The 22,244-nt window shown below is 70.5% G+C and carries 18 protein-coding genes; 3 read left to right on the top strand and 15 right to left on the bottom strand.

Annotated features, from left to right (window positions below; genetic code table 11):
- Nucleotides 1-12 precede the first annotated feature (12 nt).
- From ACX114_RS04355 to ACX114_RS04340, 4 genes are all read right to left on the bottom strand, one after another.
- Nucleotides 13-1,782 (bottom strand): OmpA family protein, encoded by a 1,770-nt coding sequence (locus ACX114_RS04355; RefSeq protein WP_459295014.1) that lies wholly within the window; start codon nucleotides 1,780-1,782, stop codon nucleotides 13-15.
- A gap of 222 nt (nucleotides 1,783-2,004) precedes the next feature.
- Nucleotides 2,005-2,421: a nucleoside diphosphate kinase regulator gene (rnk, locus tag ACX114_RS04350; protein WP_459295012.1), complete on the bottom strand. Its 417-nt coding sequence runs from the start codon at nucleotides 2,419-2,421 to the stop codon at nucleotides 2,005-2,007.
- A 366-nt stretch (nucleotides 2,422-2,787) separates the two neighbouring features.
- On the bottom strand, nucleotides 2,788-3,372 hold the full coding sequence (locus tag ACX114_RS04345; RefSeq protein ID WP_459295010.1) for an imm11 family protein: 585 nt from the start codon (nucleotides 3,370-3,372) through the stop codon (nucleotides 2,788-2,790).
- Nucleotides 3,373-3,389: 17 nt separating this feature from the next.
- Nucleotides 3,390-4,703 (bottom strand): AHH domain-containing protein, encoded by a 1,314-nt coding sequence (locus tag ACX114_RS04340; protein WP_459295008.1) that lies wholly within the window; start codon nucleotides 4,701-4,703, stop codon nucleotides 3,390-3,392.
- An 85-nt stretch (nucleotides 4,704-4,788) separates the two neighbouring features.
- Here ACX114_RS04340 and opgC point away from each other — a divergent pair, with 85 nt between their 5' ends.
- Complete coding sequence (gene opgC, locus ACX114_RS04335) at nucleotides 4,789-5,889, top strand: OpgC domain-containing protein (protein WP_459295006.1); 1,101 nt, start codon at nucleotides 4,789-4,791, stop codon at nucleotides 5,887-5,889.
- A gap of 1 nt (nucleotide 5,890) precedes the next feature.
- On the opposite strand, the gene ACX114_RS04330 is transcribed toward opgC, so the two are convergent.
- Complete coding sequence (locus tag ACX114_RS04330; protein WP_459295004.1) at nucleotides 5,891-6,967, bottom strand: NAD(P)H-dependent flavin oxidoreductase; 1,077 nt, start codon at nucleotides 6,965-6,967, stop codon at nucleotides 5,891-5,893.
- 200 nt (nucleotides 6,968-7,167) lie between these two features.
- Here ACX114_RS04330 and ACX114_RS04325 point away from each other — a divergent pair, with 200 nt between their 5' ends.
- Nucleotides 7,168-7,500: a hypothetical protein gene (locus tag ACX114_RS04325; protein WP_459295002.1), complete on the top strand. Its 333-nt coding sequence runs from the start codon at nucleotides 7,168-7,170 to the stop codon at nucleotides 7,498-7,500.
- Here ACX114_RS04325 and ACX114_RS04320 read toward each other — a convergent pair.
- From ACX114_RS04320 to ACX114_RS04310, 3 genes are read right to left on the bottom strand one after another with little or no spacing between them, the layout of a single operon-like run.
- Complete coding sequence (locus ACX114_RS04320) at nucleotides 7,485-8,429, bottom strand: serine hydrolase (RefSeq protein WP_459295000.1); 945 nt, start codon at nucleotides 8,427-8,429, stop codon at nucleotides 7,485-7,487. The two genes, ACX114_RS04325 and ACX114_RS04320, sit on opposite strands and share 16 nt — an antisense overlap.
- Before the next feature lie 13 nt (nucleotides 8,430-8,442).
- Nucleotides 8,443-9,645, bottom strand: a complete 1,203-nt coding sequence (locus tag ACX114_RS04315; RefSeq protein ID WP_459294998.1) for a DUF819 family protein — start codon at nucleotides 9,643-9,645, stop codon at nucleotides 8,443-8,445.
- Nucleotides 9,642-10,661, bottom strand: coding sequence for a dipeptide epimerase (locus ACX114_RS04310; protein ID WP_459294996.1), 1,020 nt, complete (start codon nucleotides 10,659-10,661; stop codon nucleotides 9,642-9,644). Before ACX114_RS04310 ends, ACX114_RS04315 begins: the two co-directional genes overlap by 4 nt.
- A gap of 96 nt (nucleotides 10,662-10,757) precedes the next feature.
- Between ACX114_RS04310 and ACX114_RS04305 the strand changes: the two genes are divergently transcribed.
- Complete coding sequence (locus ACX114_RS04305) at nucleotides 10,758-12,152, top strand: M20/M25/M40 family metallo-hydrolase (protein WP_459294994.1); 1,395 nt, start codon at nucleotides 10,758-10,760, stop codon at nucleotides 12,150-12,152.
- A gap of 52 nt (nucleotides 12,153-12,204) precedes the next feature.
- On the opposite strand, the gene ACX114_RS04300 is transcribed toward ACX114_RS04305, so the two are convergent.
- The 7 genes from ACX114_RS04300 to ACX114_RS04270 form a co-directional block, all read right to left on the bottom strand.
- Nucleotides 12,205-13,188 (bottom strand): trypsin-like serine peptidase, encoded by a 984-nt coding sequence (locus ACX114_RS04300; RefSeq protein WP_459294992.1) that lies wholly within the window; start codon nucleotides 13,186-13,188, stop codon nucleotides 12,205-12,207.
- 150 nt (nucleotides 13,189-13,338) lie between these two features.
- Nucleotides 13,339-13,902: a TetR/AcrR family transcriptional regulator gene (locus ACX114_RS04295; protein WP_459294990.1), complete on the bottom strand. Its 564-nt coding sequence runs from the start codon at nucleotides 13,900-13,902 to the stop codon at nucleotides 13,339-13,341.
- Nucleotides 13,903-14,000: 98 nt separating this feature from the next.
- Nucleotides 14,001-14,735 carry a class I SAM-dependent methyltransferase gene (locus ACX114_RS04290; protein WP_459294988.1) on the bottom strand — a complete coding sequence of 245 codons (735 nt, stop codon included), beginning with the start codon at nucleotides 14,733-14,735 and terminating at the stop codon, nucleotides 14,001-14,003.
- Complete coding sequence (locus ACX114_RS04285) at nucleotides 14,732-17,608, bottom strand: HEAT repeat domain-containing protein (protein ID WP_459294986.1); 2,877 nt, start codon at nucleotides 17,606-17,608, stop codon at nucleotides 14,732-14,734. Before ACX114_RS04285 ends, ACX114_RS04290 begins: the two co-directional genes overlap by 4 nt.
- Nucleotides 17,601-18,818, bottom strand: a complete 1,218-nt coding sequence (locus tag ACX114_RS04280) for a VWA domain-containing protein (protein ID WP_459294984.1) — start codon at nucleotides 18,816-18,818, stop codon at nucleotides 17,601-17,603. Before ACX114_RS04280 ends, ACX114_RS04285 begins: the two co-directional genes overlap by 8 nt.
- A complete protein-coding gene (locus ACX114_RS04275; RefSeq protein WP_459294982.1) occupies nucleotides 18,815-21,127 on the bottom strand; it encodes a DUF5682 family protein in 2,313 nt (770 codons plus the stop codon). The genes ACX114_RS04280 and ACX114_RS04275 overlap by 4 nt, the downstream gene beginning before the upstream one ends.
- Entirely contained in the window at nucleotides 21,127-22,212 is a 1,086-nt protein-coding gene (locus tag ACX114_RS04270) for an ATP-binding protein (protein WP_459294980.1), read from the bottom strand. Before ACX114_RS04270 ends, ACX114_RS04275 begins: the two co-directional genes overlap by 1 nt.
- Nucleotides 22,213-22,244 lie beyond the last annotated feature (32 nt).

The raw sequence follows: 22,244 nt of genomic DNA, 5'->3' as shown, positions 1-22,244 counted from the left end.
GAACGGTCTGCCTTACTTCGTCTGGGTGTCGGGGGAAGAGGAGGAGGCCGGCGTCGTCTGCACGCCCTCGGCCTCTCCGACGATCTTGAACTCGACGCGGCGGTTCTTCGCGCGGCCGTCCGCCTTCGTGTTGTCCGCGATGGGCTGCGTGGGCCCGTAGCCCTTCGCCTCCAGCCGCTCGCGCTGCACGCCCTTGCTCACGAGGTAGTCCACCACCGCCTCGGCGCGCCGCTGGGACAGGTCCAGGTTGTAGTCGGCCTTGCCGGTGTTGTCGGTGTGGCCTTCCACGCGCACCTTCGCGATGTCCGGGTGGGACACGAGGATGGACGCGACCTTGTCGAGCACCGCGTTGCTGCGCTTCTGGATGACGGCCTTGTTGTTCTCGAAGAACACGGCCTCCATGATGCGGATGCTCCCGGAGTCGATGCGCGCGACAGGCGCCTCCTTGCAGCCGCCGTTGGCCTCGGTGCCGGGCTCGTCGGGGCAGTTGTCCAGGCGGTCCACGATGCTGTCACCGTCGCGGTCGGGCTCCACGTCCGGGCAGCCATCCTTGTCCTTGTAGCGGTTGAACGTCTCCGGCTCCTTCGGGCACTGGTCCTTGGAGTCCACGATGCCGTCCCCGTCGGAGTCGGGGTCGTCCGGGCAGCCGTCCTCGTCCTGGAAGCCGTTCTTGTTCTCCGCCTGGGTCGGGCACTTGTCCGCCAGGTTGGGGATGCCGTCCTGGTCGTCGTCCTTGTCCGGGCAGCCCTGGAGCTGCGCCAGGCCCGCCGTCGTGGGGCACTGGTCGTCGCTGTTCTTCACGCCGTCGCCGTCGGCATCCAGGTCGGGACACTCGGCGGCCACGTGGGGCTGGCCCGCGATACAGACGGGGCCCTTGGGCGCGGGCGGCGTGCCGAAGGACACACCGGCGAGCACGCGGAAGCGCGGCGTGCCCGGCGTCTGGCCAAAGCCCGGGCCGCCCATGACGTACACCTCGGTGCCGTCGGCGGTGGGGACGCGCAGGCCCAGGAGCGCTTCCAGCGAGCTGGGCGAGTCCTGGGTGGGGATGGTGCCGCGCACGATGACCTCTTCACGCAGGCCCCAGAGGCCGGCGGACAGGTTCACGCCGCCGTTGAGCTCCACGCCCATCTCATCGAGGTAGGGCTGCGTCTGCGGCGTCAGCGCGTACGTCTTCGTGCGCACGAGCGCGCCGAGGTCCGCGCCCACGCGGAAGGTGCCGCCCAGCTGCTTGCCGGCGCCCAGGCGCGGGGAGAAGGTGAAGCCCTCGTCGCGGGTGAGGGCGGCCTTGCTGCCCAGGGGCAGGGCCGCGCCCAGGTGCAGGCCCAAATCCAGCGGTCCGCCCTGGTTCTCCGACAGGAAGCCCACGCGGGCCTGGAGCCACGGCGTGCCGAGCGCGCTGGTGGTGGGACGGGACACGCCATTCGACGCGGTCTCCGGGCCCCACTGGGCGACGATGGGCACCTGCGCGCCCAGCTCCAGCCAGTTCGTGAGCGAGTATGCCGCGCTGATGTGCGTCGTCACGCGGTGGGAGATGATGTCGGCCTGCCGCTCGTCGTTCTCCACCAGGACGAGGGGCCGGTTCTCGTAGTGCGCCGTCAACCCGATGCGGAACTGGCCCGCCGGGAGCAGGTCACCGGTGGACAGCACGAGGCTGTCGCGCATGCCGGGGTTGAGCTGCAGGCGCTCCAGTTCGATGCCCGGGATGCTGCTCTGGGCCTGGGCGCTAAAGGCGCAGAGGACGACCAGCCCTCCGAGCCCCAGGTGATGCCTTCGTGCGAACAAGCGTTCCTCCACATGCACACGCGGGCATGAGAGGTGCCCGCGTCCCTTCGCCAGGCGAGGGGTGCGCGGGTAATTGCATGCCTGGGGCCAGGAGGTGTCAGAAAAGGAACGTCGAACAATCGCGCGGGGATGCGGCGGGGGGGCCGGCATTCCCGGGGCGGGCATGACGCGTCAGCGCCGGACGCGGACACAGGGCTGACGCGTCATGGGAGGACGCGGGGCCTACAGGTGGAAGTGCCCGGCGGCCTCCGGCTGGTAGGGCACGGCGACGATGCGCAGGCGGCGGGTGCGGCCCTGGGGGAGGGGCCACTCCACGGTCTGGCCCACGGACAGGCCCAGGAGGGCGCTGCCCACGGGGGCGAGGATGGAGATGCGGCCGGCGTCGCTGTTGGCATCCTTGGGATAGACGAGCGTGACTTCGCGCGTCTCGCCGGCCTCTTCGTCCTCATAGACGACGGTGCTGTTCATGGTGACGACGTCGCGGGGAACGGCGCTGGAGGACGTGACGACGGCGCGGGCGAGCTCGGACTCCAGCTGCTCCACGATCTCCGCGTTGCGGGCGTTGCCGTATTGCTCGACGACGCGTTCCAGACGCTGAAGGTCGGTGTCGGTGACGATGAGGGAATGGTCGTGGGTCATGGCGATTGCCTCCTGTGGGAAGGGGGGGGTGGGAACGACACGCACTCCCAGGAAGGTGGGGGTGCGTGGCGCGAAGGTTCAGTGGGGGTGGAGCGGACGCCGTCCGTCGTGAGCTACGCGAGACGGGCGGCGTGGGTGACAAGCCAGGCGGTGGCTCGGCCGTGCGCGGGCAGCGTCCGGCGCACGGAAATCCGGCGCGGAGCACGCTGCAGGCAGGCTGTGAGCGAAACCGTCATCTGACGAGGGACCCGGGGGTTGCGGCTGCGGTGAAGTGCTGAATGTAGCCGGGTGCGCCCTGATTGCAACCAGGCCCCCGGAAACAAGCGGCCTGGCGAACAGCCGCCGTGACGCACGCAGGCGCGGAAATCAGCGGAGCGGGGACACGTCCTGGAACCACACCCCCGTGGCACCAATGGATTCCAACGCGAGCTTGATGTCCTCCGGAATGACGAGGACCACTTCCCAGTGCAGCGGCCGGAAGACCCGAGCGCTGCCGAGGCGGGTGGCATCAATGCGCATGCCCCCGACGGAGATATAGGTCCCTACCTTCTCCGCGATCCCATTCTTGGGCGTCCAGTACCGCGCTTCCTCCGAAGCCTCGTCGTCGATGCAATTCACGCGGCGGATGGCGTTCAGGATGAAGAAGTCGTCGGGCTGGCCTTCGATTTCCACGGGGAAGAGCTGGATGTCGTTCGGAGCCAGCCGCTCGAAGATGGCGGCCACCCGCGAGGTAACCACGGGGATGCTTCCTGACGCATGGGAGTAGTCGAGAGCCCTTCCTGGGATATCGATGGGGATGCGCACGCGGCCTGCCCAGGAACTCGGCCTGCCCCTTCTAAAGAGCTGCCAGGGAAGTTTGAGCTCGAGTCCCTGCGCATCTTGTGGATGCCCCAGCTCCCAACGTCCTTCCAGGTACACGTCGTCGCTGAGGTCGAAATATCGCGAAGACATGGGTCGAGTTCCTGGACTCACTCCGTGCGAGTCACCAGCTTGTTGAGGGGGCTCCCTTTCTGGAGGATTTCATCCGCCAGACTCCGGAGCACTTCCGTCAGCGACTCCCGACACTGAGCGATGGTCTCGCAGTTCTCTGTTGCCAGTTCAAGCGCTCGATGGACCCGCACATGGTACTCGCGAGGATGCGGACCTCGGTGGCCCGGCACGTCGACCTGATTCGCGGGGTCGTCCAAGGACATCCCTGCACGCCTGAAGATCTTCTCGTAGCGCGGTGTCCACGGGCCTCCATTCGCGGTGGAAGTACTGAACTTGTCGGACGCGATGTGATGCTTCGGCCCTTTCACCTCCACGGGACCACCGGTCGCCACCGCGCCCGGCGCCAGGGTGAGGAGGATGTCACCTGTCGCGGACACGGTGACGGACTCCACCCGAGCGACCGCGCCCAGGTGGAAGCCGCCCTCCGCCGCGGCCACGAGTGACGCCTGCGCCGAACCGGGCAGCGTGGGCACCTTCGCGGCCAGTGTCTCCGCCGTGCTGCCCAGCGCCGCCGTGGCCAGCATCACGAAGGCCCGCGCGGCGTTCTGGCCCATCACCTCGCCGTACTGCTCTCCCGCGTCCCGGAGTTCTTCGAAGGTCGTGGCCTCCGCCACCGCCTCCGCGAGCCGCATCCATCCCTGGATGAGGCTCCACACCGTGTCCACGCCCAGGTAGGCGATGAGCACCGCCGTCATCGTCGCCGCGACGCCCTTGGACACCGGCTCCGGCAACAGCCACAGGCCCAGATACAAGGCGCTGGTTGTGACGATCATCGAGAGCACGGCCTCGCGATCCGTCATGCCGCGCAGCGCGTCCTCCGTCTCATCCCACACCGAGTCCAACGCGATGGAGAAGGCCAGTGTCCGCTTGCCATCCTCATCCAGCGTGGGTTCGCGCTCCAGCAGGTGGAGACAGTCGCCCGCGAGCGCCTTGCGCTTGCACCACCGGCCATACGCCGCCGCCAGCTCCGGCCCTGGAGCATCGTTGAGCCGGAGGTTTCCGCGCCCGGGCTCCTGCACGGAGACGAGCCCCAGGTGCCCACGCACGTGGGCGTAGGGGCGTGACAGCAGCCAGCGGGCGGCCTCCATGGGGTGCGAGGAAACAGGCGCTGTGCGCGCGAGCTTCGCGACCGTGGCCACGAAGGCGTCTTCGTCCAGCGCCACGGGCTGGAGGTCCCGCTGTGGCGTGTGGACACGGGTGGGTCCTTGGCCCGTGCTGAGCCGCACGTTCCGGGACGCCGCGCAGCCGGTCCCCACGAGCAGCATCCACGCGATGACGGCCATGTGCGTCATCCGGATAGTGACACTGGATCCGCGAGGCCGGTGCGGTTTACCCGGGACGTGGGGCTGTGGCATGGGTGAAGGGAGTCTACCCGCCATGAAACGCCGCCCTGAGTTCGACAGCCTGCGCGGAGTGCTGCTCGTCCTGATGACGCTGACGCACCTGCCTACCCGGCTGAGTGTCCTTGGCAATCAGCCCTTCGGCTTCGTGTCCGCCGCCGAGGGCTTCGTGTTCCTCTCCGCGTTCCTCGTGGGCGTGGTGCACGCGAAGAAGGCGGGCACGGCCGCGATGTTCAAGAGCCTCTGGAGCCGCGCCCTCAAGGTGTACGGCTACCACGTCGCCCTGCTCTTCTTCGCGTTCACCATCATCGCCGCGCTGGGTGTCGCCGCGCGCAGGCCCGCCATCCACAACCTGCTCGGCTTCTTCCATCAGGATCCGTTCACCGCCCTGTGGAGCAGCCTGTTCCTCCTCTACTGTCCCCCACTGCTCGACATCCTTCCGCTCTATGTCGTGCTGCTGTTGCTCACCCCCGCGGTGCTGCTCGGTGCGCGCAAGGAGGGCTGGTCCCGGGTGCTGGGGCTGAGCGCCCTCATCTGGGTCTGGGCGCAGGTGGGCCTCAAGCGCGCCCTGTATGACCTGCTCGTCGCCATTCCCGTGCTGCCGTGGCCGCCGTTGAGCATCGACCTGTCGGGCGCGTTCGACCTGTTCGCATGGCAGTTCCTCTGGGTGCTCGGGGTGTGGATGGGCGTGGCCCGAGCTACCGCGCTAGAGCAGCGCGAGCCCGTGTCCCGCCGGCTCCTCACGGGCGCCATCGTCGTCAGCGTGGGGTTCTTCGTCGTGCGCCACCTGGACGTGGACCTGGGCGCGGCGGGGGTGCTGTTCGACAAGTGGTCGCTCGCGCCGCTGCGGCTCGTGAACTTCCTGGCCGTGGCGCTGCTGGCGAGCTGGCTCGCGCCCCGCCTGTTCCGGTGGCTGCGCCCCAAGGTGCTGGAGGCGCTGGGACAGGCATCGCTGCCCGTGTTCGCCGTGCACGTGGTGCTGTGCCTGCTCAGCCTGTCGCTGCTGGACGAGAACGAGGACCCGCTGGATTACTGGGATGAAGTCGCGGTCCTCGTGGCCACGTTCTGCAGCATGTACTTCGTGGCACTGCGCCAGCGCATCGCGGGCCGGAGCATGGGCCCGCCGTCGACGTCCTGAGTCAGCCGCGCACGGCGGCCAGCGCGGCGTCGGTCTCCGCCACCAGGGCGCGCACCAGGTCCGCCGCCGGGTCCTCACGTGAGAGGCCAATGCCCTGCCCCGCCCACAGGGCCATGAAGCGCGTGTCGTTCTGCTTCGACGACGCGGCCCTCAGCGTGCGCGTGGCGCCGTGCTGCTGCGGGAAGGGCAGGATGGCGCCGGCCTCCTCCAGCGTGGTCGTCAGCTCGTTGGGAATCGCGCGGGCCGGACGTCCGGAGAAGGCGCGGGTGATGCGTGACGACTCATCCCGGGCCTCGCGCAGCAGCGCCTTGTGGGCCGCCGCCGCGCTGGACTCCTGACACCGCAGGAATGCCGTGCCCAGCTGCACGGCCGCCGCGCCCAGCATTCGGGCCGCCGCGATGCCGCGTCCGTCCATGATGCCGCCACTGGCGATGACCGGCACCCGCACGGCGTCCACCATCTGCGGCACGAGCGCCATCGTGCCCACCATGCCCGCATCGAACGAACCGCCGAACGAGCCCCGGTGACCTCCCGCCTCCGAGCCCTGCGCGACGATCGCATCCACGCCCGCGGCCTCCAGCGCCTGGGCCTCGCGCACGTTCGTCGCCGTGCCCACGACGAGGATGCCGCGAGACCGGAACGCCTCCAGCACCGGAGCGGGCGGGATGCCGAAGGTGAAGCTGAACACCGTGGGCGCCGCGTCGAGCACGGCCTCCACCTGCTTCGCGAAGTCCGGCATCGCCACCGCCGGAATCACGGGAGGAGGCAGCCCCAGCGCCTCATGGAAGCGCGCGAGAATGGCGAGCGTGGACCCCGGATCCGCGGGAGCCACGGCGGGCAGTGGCGCGAAGAGGTTGATGGCGTAGGGCCGCGACGTGAGCGAGCGCACCGCGCGGGCCTGCTGGACGATGTCCTCCGGCTGAACATAGGCGGCACCCAGCGAGCCCAGGCCACCGGCTTCGGACACCGCCGCGACCAACTCCGGCGGAGTCAGGCCCCCTGCCATCGGAGCCTGGATGATCGAATGCGCCACTCCGAGCCGCTCCGAGAACCTGCGCCACGCCTGCGAATCCATCATGGCTACACCTCCCCGTGACTGACGTCGGACAGCATTAACAGCCCGAGTTCACGCGGGGACGCCATGCGCCCCAAAGGCATCAGTCCTGCTTTCACGCGCCATGTGTCTGGTGACACCCTCTCGGCGTTCACCATGATGAACTGGACCACGATGGAGCCCCCAAGCCCCATCGTCCACGCATTGATGGAAGGATTCGAGCCATGGAACTCAAGGGGGAAGGCTGGAGCGGAACCTTCTACAGTCCGACGCCCGTGGAGGGTTTCGGCGAGGTGGATGGTCGCCCCTTCTACTTCCGTGCCCGCTGGGAGACGTGGTGGCTGGCCATCGCTGAGCCGGGGCAAGACCCTCTCTTGATCTATGCCGAGGAGATCTCCGGTTGGATCCACGACGAGGACTGGCCTGGAGGCGAGTTCGCCGCTGGCTATATGAGCATGGAGGAGGTCCGCCTCTGCATGGAGCGTGGCATCGCCCTGTTCCGGAGCCGCCAACGGAACGATTCATCCAAGCCAGGTGAACCTCATTCGCAGTCGTAGTTCGGCGCGGGCGCTCCGGGCTCCAGCACCACCGGCGCGGGGCCACCGGCCTCCGCCAGCGCGTCACCGCAGTCCAGCGCCGCGTCCTTCGCCAGGTGCCGGTACAGGACACACGACGCGCGCTCCACGAAGAACGCCTGCTTCGGCCAGTCCGGTCCTCGCGAGGCCAGGATGGCCACCGCGTACCGTCCTCCGTCCGGCAGCGTCACCAGCCCCACCTCGTTGAGCACGTTGTAGCGCACGTCATCCCCACAGCAGCCCGGCGGCAGCCACCCGCCCTTGTGCTGGAGCGACGCGCGGGCGCTCGCGGGCAGGCGCGTTCCCAACCACCCACCGCAGCCCTCCCGAGGCGTCAACTCCATCCACTTGAGCAGCCGCGCCGTGGGCTCCGGCTCCAACAACTGTCGCCGGTCCAACCGCGCCAGGAACGACACCATGTCGTCCGCGCAGAAGTAGTTGTCCCGCCCCATCACGCGCGGAGAGTTCGTCGCCCAGCGCTCCCGGCCGTAGTTCCACTTCGTCAGCGCCGTGTGCTCCAGCCCCAGGCCGCGAAGATAGACATTGATGGCATCCGGCCCGCCCACCAGGTCGATCACCTCGCCGGACGCTTCATTGTCCGACGTGCGGAACACCTTCTCCGCGAGCGGCGCCACCGTCGCCAGGTCCCGCTGTCCCAACGCCGCCGCCACCCAGAACACCTTCGCGGAGCTGGCGGAGATGTGCGGCTCCAGGCCGGAGACGCTCGCCGTCTCCCCCGTGCGCAGGTCCATCACCGCGAGCGACAGGTCCGTCCCAGGCGACAGGCGCGTGGCCTCGCCCGCCAGCGACTCCACCACCGCCTTCAGGGACTCACGCGGCGCGACCGCCTCCGGCTTCGTCGCGCAACCGCTCATCGCCAACAGCCCTGCCCAGAGCAGCCCCGTCCGCATCCGCGACTCCCTTTCAGTGAATCATCCGGTGCACCTGCTCCAGCATCAGCGCCGTCACCAGTCCGCAGTACGTCCCCAGCACATACCCCAGCACCGCGAGCAGCACGCCCACCGGCGCGAGCGCGGGATGGAAGGCCGCCGCCACCACGGACGCGGAGGCCGTGCCGCCCACGTTCGCCTGCGACCCCACCGCCGCGAAGAACACCGGCGCCTTCAGCCACCGCCGCGCGCCCATCGTCACCGCCGCGTGGATGCACATCCACAGCGCCCCCACCGCCACCAGCGCGGGCGCGTCCCACAGCCGCCGGAACTCCGCCTGCGCGCCAATCGTCGCCACCAGCAGGTACAGGAACAGCGAGCCCATCCGGCTCGCCCCCGCGCCCTCCAGCCTGCGCACCGGCGTGAACGACAACACCACGCCCACCGTCGTCACCAGCAGCACCACCCACGTGAAGCCCGTCACCACGTTGCCCAGGTCCGGCAGCAGCTTCGCCAGCGCCGTGCACACCACCGTCACGCCGAACGCCACCGCCAGCATCGAGAGCAAATCAGACAGGCTCGCCGGCCGGGCGGTCGCCGCCTGGATGCGCGCGGACTCCTCACGCACCCGGTCCAGCGCGGTCCGGTCCGCGCCGATGCTCGCGTCCATCGCCTTCTCCCGCCCGGCGAAGGACAACAGCACCGCCGTCCACACGTTGGACACGCCCACGTCCACCACCACCAACATGCTCAACGTGCTGTCCAGCGCGCCCACGCTCTGGCCAATGGCCACGAAGTTCGCGCTGCCGCCAATCCATGACCCGCTGAGCGCCGCCAATCCCTTCCAAGCCTGGTCTCCCAGCTCCGCCGGCACCAGCCACCCCAACGCCAGATACGCGAGCGGCCCGCCCACCATGATGCCCACCGAGCCCGCCAGGAACACGCCCACCGCGTTGCGTCCCAGCCTCGCGATGGCCGGCAGGTCCACCGACAGCACCAGCAGCACCAGGCTCGCGGGCAGCAGGTACACGCGCGTGAAGCGGTACAGCTCCGACTGCGTGGGGATGACGCCCGTGTTCGACAGCAGCGTCGGCACGAAGTACGCGAACACCAAGAGCGGCACGACGTTGAAGAACCGCTCCACCGCCGGGTAGCGCTGCAACGCATACAACCCCGCCAGCACCGCGAGCAGCACGGCGAGCACCGCCATCGGGTCCTGGATGAGCGGTGGCGTCACCGGGGCTCCACGCCCAGGCCCGCGCCTGCTCCCAGCTGGATGCGGCCCTGCACCACCGGATGCGCGCGGTACGGGTCCTCCGCGAGCAGCAGGTTGCCGTCCAGGTCCACCCAGTCCACCAGCGGCGCCAGGTGCGCGCCCGCCGCGATGCCCAGCCCCGTCTCCACCATGCAGCCCAGCATCACCTTCAGGCCGCACGCTCGCGCCGTCTCGATGATGCGCAATGCCTCGCGGATGCCGCCGCTCTTCTGGAGCTTCACGTTGATGCCGTGGAAGCCCTCCGCCAGCTTCGGCACGTCCGACGCCTTCGTCAGCGACTCGTCCGCCACCAGCGGCAGCGGCGAGCGAGCGCGCAGCCACTTCGCGCCCTCCACATCCGCCGCGGGCAGCGGCTGCTCCACCAACTCCACGCCTTGCGTGGACAGCCACTGGATGTGCGCCAGCGCCTCGTCCGGCTTCCACGCCTCGTTCGCGTCCACGCGGATGGTCTGCCCCGTGAGCGAGCGCACCGTGCCGAACACCTCCTGCACGCGGTCCGCGCCCAGCTTCACCTTCAGCACCGGGAAGTCCGCCGCCTCGCGCACCTTCACGGCCAGCGTCTCCGGCACGTCGATGCCAATGGACATGGACGTCACCGGCTGCCGAGCGGGGTCCACGCCCAGCATCCGGTACAGCGGCACGCCCATCACCTTGCCCGCCCAGTCATGCAGCGCCAGGTCCACCGCCGCCTTCGCCGCGGGGTTGTCCGGCAGCGCCGCGTCCACGGCCGCGGACACGTCGCGGAAGTGGCGCAGGTCGCGGCCCTCCAGCACCGGGGCCAACTTGTGGAGCGCCGCCTCCACCGTCTCCCATGACTCGCCGTAGCGCACGTTGGGCGCGGCCTCGCCGTAGCCCACGTGTCCTTCCGAGCGCACCTCCACGAACACGTTGCGCTTCACCGTGCTCGTGCCCCGGGCAATGGTCCAGGCGTGACGCAGCGGCAGTTCCACGGTGCGAAAGCTCAACGGCGAGGCCATGGCGGAATCCCTCCAGGGCCCTTCCCTTAACACGGCACTCCTCGCAAACACCGCTTCCGTTGCCTTCCCGGGCCGGAAGGCGCGAGCCTCTCCACCATGCGTCTCCTGCCCCTCGTCATCGCCTTGTTCGCGCTGGGTCCAAGCCACGCCGCGTCATCCCGTCCCGCTCCCAAGGATGAACTGCGGACGTTGCTCGCGGAGCTCGTCGCCGCGGACACCTCCAACCCGCCCGGCAACGAGACGGCGGCGGCCCGGGTGGCGGCGAAGTGGCTGCGCGAGGCCGGCATCGAATCGGAGCTCATCGAGCCCTCGCCCGGTCGCGGCAACCTGCTGGTGCGCTTGAAGGGCAGCGGCAAGGGCCGGCCGGTGCTCGTGCTCGCGCACCTGGACACGGTGCCCGCCGTGAAGACCGAGTGGGCCACCGACCCGTGGACGCTCACGGAGAAGGACGGCCTGCTCTACGGACGCGGCGTGCAGGACAACAAGGGCATGGCGGCGGCGAGCATCCTCGCGCTGCGCCGGCTGAAGCAGGAGGGCGGCGCGCGCTCGCGCGACATCCTGCTGTACCTGGGCGCGGATGAGGAGGTGGGCTCCGGACAGGGCCTGGACTGGATGATGGAGCACCGCCCGGAGCTGAAGGAGGCGGAGTTCGCGCTCAACGAGGGCGGCCTCACGGAGCTGTCACCGGACCGCAAGGAGGTGCGCTTCGTGGCGCTCCAGGCCGCGGAGCGCGTGTCCCGCAACGTGACGCTCAAGGCCACCGGTTCCGGAGGCCACTCCTCCGCGCCGCCCGTGGACGCGGGGCCCTTGGTTCGGGTGGCCGCGGCGGTGGCGCGCGTGGGCGCCCTCACCTTCCCCGCGCACCTGACGCCCGCCGCCCGGCTCCACGTGCAGGGCCGCGCACAGGCGGCCCCCGGCGAGCTGGGCGAAGCGCTGCGCCGCATCGCCGCCTCGCCGGACGCGCCTCCCGAGGACGCGGTGACCACCGTGGCCCGGTTGGACCCCGCGCTGGGCGCCGTGCTGCGCACCACCTGCGTGCCCACGGTGTTCAAGGCGGGCACGAAGTCCAACGTCATCCCCGCCACCGCCGAGGCCACCGTGAACTGCCGCCTGCTGCCGGACGCGGACCCGAAGGCCGTGCGCGAGCGCATCGTCGCGGCCGTGAACGACCAGGACATCCAGGTGGAGATGGACGTGTCGCCGCCGGACTCGCCCATGTCCCCCGTGGGGGACAACGCCATGTTCCGCGCGGTGAAGGCCGCCGCGGCGAAGGTGTGGCCGAAGGCGCCGGTGATTCCTCGCATGTCCACCGGCACCACCGAGTCCGCCACGCTGCGCCGCGCGGGCATCCACGCCTACGGCATCGACCTCTTCGCCCTCACTCCGGACGACGCGCGCACCGCGCACGCCCCCAACGAGCGCGTCCCGGCGGCGTCACTCCAGCCCGGCGCGGAGTTCGTCTATCTCACGCTCAAGCACCTGACGCGCTGACGCACCGGCCCGGAGGGAGCGGACATCCGCCGCTCCCTCCTGGACCTCCGCGCTACATGTCCTTCACGAGGTCATACAGGCTGCCCGCCGTGTCGTAGCTGAAGTACGGGCCCTGCCACTTGTAGACCTGGGTCGGATCCGGGTTCCAGAACTGCCAGCTGTTGACCGAGTACAGATACGCCCAGAACGTCTGCCCGTAGCTCTCCAGCCACGGACCGCCGCTGGCCCCGCCCGTCATGGAGCAGCTGATGGTGGGGAAGCCGCTCTCGTTCCAGGTGGCGCCCGCGCAGTAGTACAGCTGCGAGCCGTTGTAGGGCGCGCCCGCCGGATAGCCGAACTGGTAGATGTACTGGCCGTACCCGATGCCCCACTTGATGCCCTGGCCGCCCACCACGTCCACGATGCGCGAGCCGTTGAGCGGGTTCATCACCGCCGCCGCGACGTCATAGGCGCGGTCCCCGTTGTTGATCCATCCGGTCTTCGTCCACAGCTGGTACGACGACCACACGCCGTACGGCGAGCCCGCGTGGTACGCCGGCACGAAGACCCAGTTGTAGTGCCAGCCGCGCCCCGCTCCGCCGCCGTGCACGCAGTGGCCCGCGGTGAAGACCACCCGCTTGCCATTGCTGTTCACCGTGCTGCCGGAACAGGAGTAGTTCACGCCCTGGTCGCTCGTGTAGAAGACCCGGCCGCTCATGGAGTGGATGTCCGCCGCGCCCATGGGCACGCCACCCCGGGGCTCCGCGCCGTCCACCTGTCCCCACGCCTTGTCCGCGGGCGTCGGCCGCAGGCTGATGGGCGAGGATCCTGACGTCGTCGGCCCATCCGCCGGAATCGCCGCCGCCATGCGCTCCGGCGTCCAGTACGCGAGCACCGCGGCGATGTCCGACTGCGCCGCGAACGTCCGCGACCCCACGTTGTCCGTGGGGTCCGCCGCCCCACCCGCTTCCGGCGCGGCCTGCGCCGTGCCTCCACCCACGATGACCGCGACCACCGCCGCCGCGAAGGCGTTACGGCATTTCGACCCGAGGTGCATGACGGCCTGCCTTTCCCATCCAACTGCGAGTGAAGGCAGGCAGACTAGAAGTGGCGTCTGACATCAACACGTCAAGGTTATGTGATTGCGTCCGGGCGGTATTCTTGAAGCCATGCTTTCTTCAGTCCCCGAGCCCCGCCGGGGTCCAGGTCACTTGCGCGTGAGCTCTTCAATCCGGCGGATGACCGCGGCGCGCGTCTGGCTCGAGACCGTGCGGTGCTCGAGCAGGTCCGCCATCCACAACCCGTCAATCGCCAGGCGGCAGAGCGTGAGCTCCGGCGACTCTTGCTCCTGGAGGCTGAGTTGCTCCTCCCTCGCCTCGTCCCAGATGGAGCTCCAGAGCTCCCGGACCTCCGGGTCGAAGAGCATGAGCCCGATGAGCGAGCGCATGACGTGGGCCTCGTCATCATCTGCGGGAGCGGCGACCGTCACCCGGAGATACGCGCGGGTTCCCCTGCCGTTGGCGTCGGGGTCCTTCGCCATCTCGGCGGCGACGGCCCCGGCGAAGCGCTGGGTCACGTCGTCGAACAGCGCATCCAGCAGGATGGCCTTGCTCTGGAAGTGCTCCAGGAGGTCCGTCTTCGAGACGCCTGCCCGCCCGGCGATGGCATCGAGCGTCACGGCCTGAAGCCCCTGCGCCAGGATGAGGTCCGCGGCCGCCCGAAGAAGCTTCTCGCGGGTCACGTCAGGCTCGTTGTTCCTCGACTGGGTCATCGCCACCACCTCTCACAACGGGAACGCCGCCACCCGTCTTTCCCAGTTAATCACGAGTAACGTCAAAGAGGCGCGGAGTCTCATCCGACCTTCCCGTGTCAGGGTGAGGCGATGGGACCCGGGAGGTATTCCTGGATCCACACCTTCTCCAGACCCCAGGTGAAGAGCATCCAGTGGCTGACGTGCCCCGTGAAGCCTTCCGCCTGGATGGGACGCGTGACCGTGATGATGCGCGTGCCGGGCGCGCAGGTGCGCAGGTGGGTGACGAGCCGGGCCTTGGTCTCCGGGCTGAACGCCACCCAGTTGCAGAAGATGTGGGTCGCGTCTCCCAGGGGCTCGCGGGTCATGTCGCCCACGGTGAGCGTGATGCCCGCGGGATGGAGCCACGGCGCCACGCGCGCCACGTGGTCCGCGATGAGCTCCACGCCATGCGCCCCGGCGCCCCACCAGCGCGCGGCGAGCAGCACGCGTCCGCGCCCCGCGCCCAGGTCCACCACCCGGCTGTCGCGCCCCACGCCCGCCCTCTTGAGGAACCACAGCGCCGTCACCAGCGGCGTCTCGCCGTACATCAGCTCACGGAAGGACTGGCCCGTGGTCTGGAGCGCCCGGGTCATCTCGAAGGTGCGCCGCCAGCGGTAGGGCGTCCGCAGGATGCGCTGCCACCACAACCCCAGATACGGCTTCAGGAGCCAGGGGCGCGGCAGCAGCAGCAGCAGGTCGGTGGCGCGCAGGACGAACGCGATGACGATGCCCTGCACCTGGAGCGACAGCCGCTGGAAGAACGGCAGCTCGAACTCCTCCAGCGTGTCGTCGCGGCGCGGTGGGGGCGTCACAGGAGCTTCTTCGCCGCCTTGGCCAGGGCCTTGTCGTTGGCCACGGCGGGAAGCTCCATGAGGCGCTGGGCGATATGCTTGCCCACCGCCGGACTGGAGGCCGCGACCTTCAGGTACACGGCCGCGCGGGCCAGCAGGTCCGGATGCTCGAGGGACGCCTTGAGACGGGCCTCCAGCGCCCGGGCCAGGTCGGTGGGCTGGAAGTTCTCGAAGACGCCCCGGAACGCCTTGCGCTCCAGTTCCTCCGGGCGCCGCTCGGCCAGGTCCAGCGCGGGCTGGAGCAGGGCCAGCCCCAGCGAGCGCATGGCCTCCGCGACGACGCCGGGCTTCCACCCGTCCACGAACGCCAGCAGCAGGGCCTCCGCGCCACGCACGTCGCCCAGCATGCCCAGCGCGTACACGGCGTGCTTGGCCTCCACGTCGTCGTGGCCGCGCCCCTGCACCATGAGGATGAACCGGTCGAGGACCTCCGCGTCCCCCATCCGGGCCAGCGCCTCCGCCGCCTCGCGCCGCACCTCGCGCGCCGGGTCTCCGTGCAGCACCTGGCGCAGCACGGGCATGGCCACCGTGCCCAGGTCCGCCAGCATGGCCACGGCCGCCCCGCGCGAGTCCTTCGTCGTCTCGGACAGCGCCGCCTGCATCAGCGGCACCGCCTTCTCCTTGCGGCGCTTCGAGAGCTCCAACACCGCCGCCTCGCCCGTCTCGCGGGCCTGCACGTCCTCCAGCGTCTCCTTCGCGAACAGGCGCAGGCCCATGTCATGGCCCTTGCGCGTCACCGCATCCAATTCGCGCCGCGCCTGCACTCCGCCCATCGCGCCCAGCACGCGGATGGCGGTGCGGCGCACCATGCGGCTGTGGTGCTCGCCCAGCGCGCTCCGCACCGCGCCCAGCGCGCTCTCGCCCAGCGCCGCCACCGTCCGCGCCACGAAGGCGCTCGCCGCGCCGTCGCTCCACGTCGGGTAGAACTCCCGCGCCAGGACGTCCGCGCCCAGGCTCGCGTAGTAGCGCGCCGCGTGCGCCGCCGCCTCGTAGCGCGTCAGCTCCCCGCGCGCCCGGCGCACCATGGCCTCGCCCGGGGTCAGCACCTCGTCCGGCTTCTGCACGCGGATGCTCGGGTGCGTGGGCACGGACTCCAGCTGGGACAGGTCCACCTGCACCGCGCCCGACAGCCGCACCAGCGCGATGCCCAGCACCTGGTACACCTTGATGAAGTCGTCCAGCCGCTCCGCCGGATCCGCCCGCTGCGCCAGCGCCTCCAGCAGCGCGCCCGGCTTCTCCAGCCCCAGCTCCTTCAGCCGGGACACCAGTGGCTCCACCGAGCGAGGGCTCACCGCGGACAGGCCACTGGCGAACGCGTCCGCCAGCTCGTCGCGCACCTCCGCCAGCGCGATGGCCGCCCGCGACGCACCCGCCGCCCGCGCCGCGTCCGCCCAGCCGCTGCGGGGCAGCGCGTTCGGCACCGCGGGCGCCCGCACGCGTGCGCGACGCCGGGGCGACACGGGCGCGTCCTCCGCGCGCCCCAGCGTGCGCAGGTCCAGCCCCTCCGGCGACCGCACCACCACGGCCGAGGGGAACAGCGTGGGGAGCGCCGCCTCCAGGCCCACGTCGCCCAGCACCGCCACGAGCTTCGCGTCCTCCAGCGCGGTGGACAGCGGCTCCTCCAGCGACGGGTCCACCGGCAGGAAGAGGCCGCGCCCCGTGCCGTCCACGAACTGCGAGCGGGTCCCGCTGGCGAGCAGCGTCTCCACCCGCACGGACACCGGCAGCAGGTCCGGCGCGAACACGTCCTTGCGGTGCTCCTGGAAGGCCGTCATCACCGCGCTCACGTCCGGCAGCGCCACCTCCACCAGCCGCTCCAGCGCCGCCCGGTCCACCGACGGCGCGTCCTTCCACGACTCCAAATCCAGCCGGTGCGGCGCGAAGCCCGGGTACTGCCCTCCGTGCGCGCCCTGGAGCACGGCGCCCGCGTGGCTGTTCTTCGGCGCCACCGTCTTGAGGTTCGCGGGGAGGATCTGCTTCTCGCTGTAGTGCCCGCCCGACCCCAGGTCCACGAAGCGGCTCTCGCGGACCATGAACCGGTCCGGCGTCACCTTGGAGGAGAACGCGTACTCCACCAGCTTGAGCCCCTCGACAGGCGCGCGGTCCTTCTTCGTCCACGTCTTGCCGATGAGCTCCTCGACATGGCGGGGCTCCAGCGCCTCGCCGCCCAGGTGCTTCTCCACCTTGCGCGCGGTGAGCAGCATGTCCGCCACCAGGTCCGTGTACACCGGCGCCTCGAAGGTGCCCGTGCGGGCCGCCGCCGCGTCCAAGAGGCCCGCCAGCTCCACCGCCCGCGCGGACAGCCGCCGCAGGCCATTGGCCCGGAGCGCCTCGCCCAGCGCGCGCACCTGCTCCGGCCGCTCCGCGCCCAGCGACGCCACGCCCGACAGGCCCAGCTCGCGCACCAGCGTGGACACCTGCGCCACGCCCGCCTTCATCAGGTCGCCGGTCTCGGCCTTGCCCTTCTTCACGCTCTTCTTCGCGCCGCCGGAGCCCGCGGGCGCGGCCGGGGCCGACTCCGCCGTCACGAAGGCCTGCGGGGCCCGGGCCCACGCCACCAGCAGCGCCGCCGCGTGCTTGCAGAAGGGGCGCGAGCGCGCCGCCATGCACGAGCACCGCCCCTTCACGTCCGAGCGCGCCTCGCCAAACACCAGCGACACCTTGTACGGCGTCGCCCCGGAGCCCGACGCGTCCGCGAAGAGCCGGTTCTCGTAGCGCGACAGGTTGCTGAGCTGCTTGCCGTCGAACAGCTCCGCGCCCTTGGCCAGCTCCGCCTTGTCGCTGATGATCTCCGTCATTCCGCCCATCCCGATGACGGGCCGCACCTCAGCCATGACGCTCCCCCTTCTTGTCGTTGGACGCGAGCAGCGGCGCCAGGTCCTGGTTGCGCATCACCCGCTCCACCACGTCCACCAGCTTGCGCGGCGTGCACCCGAAGCACGGAATCCCCAGCGCCGTGAGCTGCTCCGCCATCGCGTGGTCATACGAAGGCCGCCCGCTGTCCGACAGCGCCAGCAGGCACAGCACCTTGGAGCGTGAGTCCACCAACTGCCGCAAGCGGGCCACCAGCTCCTCGGCGTTGCCGCCCTCGTACAGGTCGGTGATGAGGATGAAGAGCGTCTTCTCCGGCCGGCGCACGTAGTGCTCCTGCGCGTACGCCACCGCCCGGTTGATGTCCGTGCCGCCGCCCAGCTGCGCGGAGAAGAGCACCTCCACCGGGTCCGCCAGCACGGGCGTCATGTCGACGATCTCCGTGTCGAACAGCACCAGGCTGGTGCGCAGCACGTCCAGCGACGCGAAGATGGCCGCCATCACGGAGCTGTACACCACGCTCTCCGCCATGGAGCCGGACTGGTCCACCACCAGCGTCACGTCCCACTCGTGGTGACGGCGCTGGTTGGGCCAGAAGTAGAAGCGCTCCGGGATGAGGCGCTTGCGCTCCGCGTCCCAGCCCTTGAGGTTGGAGCGGATGGTGCGGCGCCAGTCGATGTTGCGCGCGATGGGGATGGGGCTCGTCCTGTCGCGCCGGAGCGCCCCCAGCACCGCCGTGCGCAGCGGGGACTCCAGCTTCTTGCGCAGGTCCTCCACCACCTCCCGGATGATGGCGCGCGCGGTGTCCTTGGCCTGCTCCGGGATGAGCCCCCGCGCGCTCACCAGCGTCGTCACCAGCTCCAGGTTCTTGTCCAGGAAGGGCAGCGTCTCCGGCTCGAAGAGCAGCTGGGTGAGCCCCTTCTTCTCGATGGCGTCCTTCTGCACCAGCGCGATGACGTCGTCCTGGAAGAAGTCGCGCAGCGCGCCCAGCCACTTGGGCAGGTACGGCTTGGAGCCGCCGCGCCCCGCCGAGCGCTCGCCGTAGACGAAGGAGAGCGCGTCATCCAGGCCCTCCAGGTCGTCGCCCTTGAGGTCCACCGTGTCCGCGCTGGCGCCCAGCGCGCTCAGGGACGGGCACGACCCCGTCTTCTCCGCCTCCGGGCCCAGCGCCAGCCGCCAGCGCAACAGCGCGTCGCGGTCCTTCGGGTCCAGGTCCTTGGGGTCCACGCTCATAGCAGGTCATCCAGGTCGTCGAGCGCCTTGCCCAGGTCCGCGCTCAGGTCCTTCAGCGTCGCCTTGTCCTTCTCCTCCAGCACCGCCTTCACCGCGCGGCCCTTGTCCTTCAACTGGCGCACGCCCATCACGTTCTCCATCAGGTAGCGGCGCTCCGTGGCCCCCAGCGCGCCCAGCGCCCGGCGCAGCACCGGCAGCGTCTGCCGGAAGCGCTCCGGCTCCACGCTGGTGAGGAAGTCATCCAGCGCCTTCACCACGTCGCGGCTCTTCACCAGCACCAGCGCGTTCACCTGGAGGAAGCCCTCCAGGTACGCCGCCGCGTCCACAGGCTCCACCGCCGCGGACAGCCGCCGGCCCACCTCCAGCGCCACCTCCGCCTCCGGCAGCTCGCGCGCCAGGTACAACAGGCCCGTGGCCAGACCCGAAGTGGCCGGGTGCACCGCGTGGCTCTCCATCAACCCGCGAGCCTCCGTCAGCCAGCCCTCCTTGTCCGCGCGCGGCTGGGACAGCGCCACTTCATGCAGCGTGCGCAGCGCCTCCAGCACCGGGGGCACTCCTTCCGGAGCGCAGGCGCTGGCCTCTTTCACGCGCAGGAGCGCCCTGCCGAAGGTCTTCTCCCCCAGGGCCGCCACCGCCTCGTCGCCCACGTCCGAGTGCGCGCGAGAGGTGCCATAGGCCATCAACCCTGACAGCGCCCGAGCCGCGCTCGCCAGCGACGGCAGGTCCGCGTCCGTGGCCGCGTGCGCGTCACAGGCCTTGAGCGCCTGCGCCACCGTCTGCGAGCAGCCGGTGATGACGGACTCCAGGAGCACGTCCGCCGCCTCCGCCGTCGTCTTCGCCTGCGTCAGCCGCTCCTGGAGCACGCGCGTCGTCACGCCCTCCAGCGAGTCGCCCAACACAATCTTCTCCACCAGCGCCACGTCCGTGGACGGCGTCCACTGCGCCTGCCAGGCCTCGCGCACGCGGGTGAGCGCCGCGTAGCCGCCGGCCTCGCCTTCCGCGCCCTGCTTGCGCGACGAGCCCGTCCCGGACAGCGACGCGTACGGGATGCCCGCCACGCGCAGCCGGTGGAGGAACACGGAGGAGCCCACCTCCACCGGGTTGTTGAGCCGCAGCGTGAACGTCTCCGGGCTGTCCGTGCGCGGCAGCCGCCGCTCGCCCACCTCGCGCCAGAACTCCGCCTGGAGCGAGTTCTGCCCGATGCGGCTCGCCACCTGCCCCACTTCGTGGCCGATGACGCTCTTCCACAGGAAGCTGTCCACGTGCGTCGCGTCGCCACGGCACAGCGTGGCCACGGTGGCCTCGCGCAGTTCGTCCAGGCCCGGGGCGCTCTTCTCGCGCAGATCCGACAGCGTCACCGCCAGCCGGTACGCCTCCAGCACGTCCGACAGCGACGCGGAGAAGCCGCGCATCCGCAGGTGGGATGCGAAGTCCAGCAGCACCTCCAGCGTGGCCCGCCGGAAGTCGCAGTCCGCCTCGTGGGCCTTCTGGTAGAAGTGCGGCGCCCGGTTGCCCGCGCCGTACCCCAGCTGCTCCGCCAGGCGCGGGAAGCTGTACGGAATCACCGTCACCGCGCACGGCCCGGCCTCGGGCAGCTTCGCCTCCTCCTTCGGATCCACGTCCCCCGCGAGGAACGCCGCGGTGTGCGCCGCGCCCGCCACCACCGCCACCTTCTCCGGCGCCACGCCGCCCGCCACCACCTCCAGCACCTTGCGCGCCATGAAGGCGTCGCGCTGGCGGTGGTAGCCCGGCCGGGGCCCCGCGTTGACCACGTCCGCCCAGGCGGTGAGCACCGGCCGGAACTGCTCCGGGTTCCAGTCCGGCGCCTCGAAGGACGCCTCCCAGAACTCCTCGAAGGAGCGGAACCCCTGCGAGCGCGCGAACGCCTCCGTGAGCGGCATCGCCTCATCGGGGATGGCCGCGCCCTCCTCCGTGGCCTCCGACTCCACGCCCAGGCCGGGCTCGTGGCGGTCCACCGCGAGGCTGACGCCCACCGGTATGTCGATGAACTCCGCCCGCGCGCCGTTCGCCCGGGCCCACTTCAGCGCCTGGTACTCCGGCGAGTACGCCGCGAAGGGCCACAGCGACGAGGACGGCGTGCCGTCCGTGCGGTAGCCCAGGATGGCCACGGGCGGCCGCGTCTGCGCGTCGCACAGCACGTCCACCAGCGCCGTCGCGTCGCAGGGGCCCTCCACCAGGACGACGGAGGGCTTCACGCGCTCCAGCCACTTCAGGAGCACCGCGGTGGTGCGCGGCGAGTGGTGACGGACCGGGAAGTGCTGCACCCGGGAGAGCAGTGCCAGGTCCATCAGCCCCTCAAGAGCTTCTTGCTCGCGGAGTACAGCTCCTTCCACGGGCCCGTGCGGCCCTTGGCCACCGTCTCCATGTACTCGCGCAGCGCCTTCACGTCGTCCTCCTGCTCCTTGACCACCGCGCCCACCAGCGACGCCGCCAGCTCCTGAGACGTCACCGTCCCGGAGCCGAACTGCTGCGCGAGGATGGAGCTGTTGAACAGCACGCTGATGGCCTCCGCCGTGGACAGCACCGCGCCCGGCGTGCGCACCTTCGTCTTGCCGTCCTTCGTCACGCCCTTGCGCAGTTCGTGGAAGAGCGTCAGCAGCACGCGCGACAGCTCCTCCGGCGGCGGCACGCCCACCTGGTAGTCCGTGCGCAGCTCCGCCTCGCGCTTGGTGACGATTTGAATCTCCTGCTCCAGGTCCTCCACCACCGGCACGGTGACGAAGTTGAAGCGGCGCTTGAGCGCGGCGCTCATCTCGTTGACGCCGCGGTCGCGCGTGTTCGCGGTGGCGATGAGGTTGAAGCCGCGCTGCGCGCTCGTCACCTCACCCAGCTCCGGCACCGACACCTGCTTCTCCGACAGGATGGAGATGAGCGAGTCTTGAATCTCCGGCGACGTGCGCGTGACCTCCTCGAAGCGGGCGAACTTGCCCGTGCGCATGGCGCGCAGGATGGGCGACGGCACCAGCGCCTCCGGCGTGGGGCCCTGCGCGAGCAGCAGCGCGTAGTTCCACGAGTACTTGATGTGGTCCTCGCTGGTCCCCGCCGTGCCCTGGACGACGAGCGCGGACGTGCCGCTGATGGCCGCGGAGAGGTGCTCCGACAGCCAGCTCTTCGCGGTGCCCGGCTCGCCCACGAGCATCAGCGCGCGGTCCGACGCGAGCGTGGCGATGCACACCTGGATGAGCCCCTTGTCGCCCACGTACTTGGGCGTGATGGCCACGCCCCCCACGGGCTTGGGGCTGCCCAGGATGTACGTCTCCACGGCGCGAGGCGACAGCGCCCAACCCGGTGGGCGGGGCTTGTCGTCATGCGCGGCGAGTGCGTCCAGCTCGTTCTTGTACTTCGCTTCGGCAGGCAGGCGGATGTCCGGCATGAGCTGCACGCTATCCACTCGGTCTGACATCC

This window comes from Corallococcus sp. M7 (genome assembly GCF_054512695.1).
This window is presented reverse-complemented; position numbering and strand designations above follow the sequence as displayed.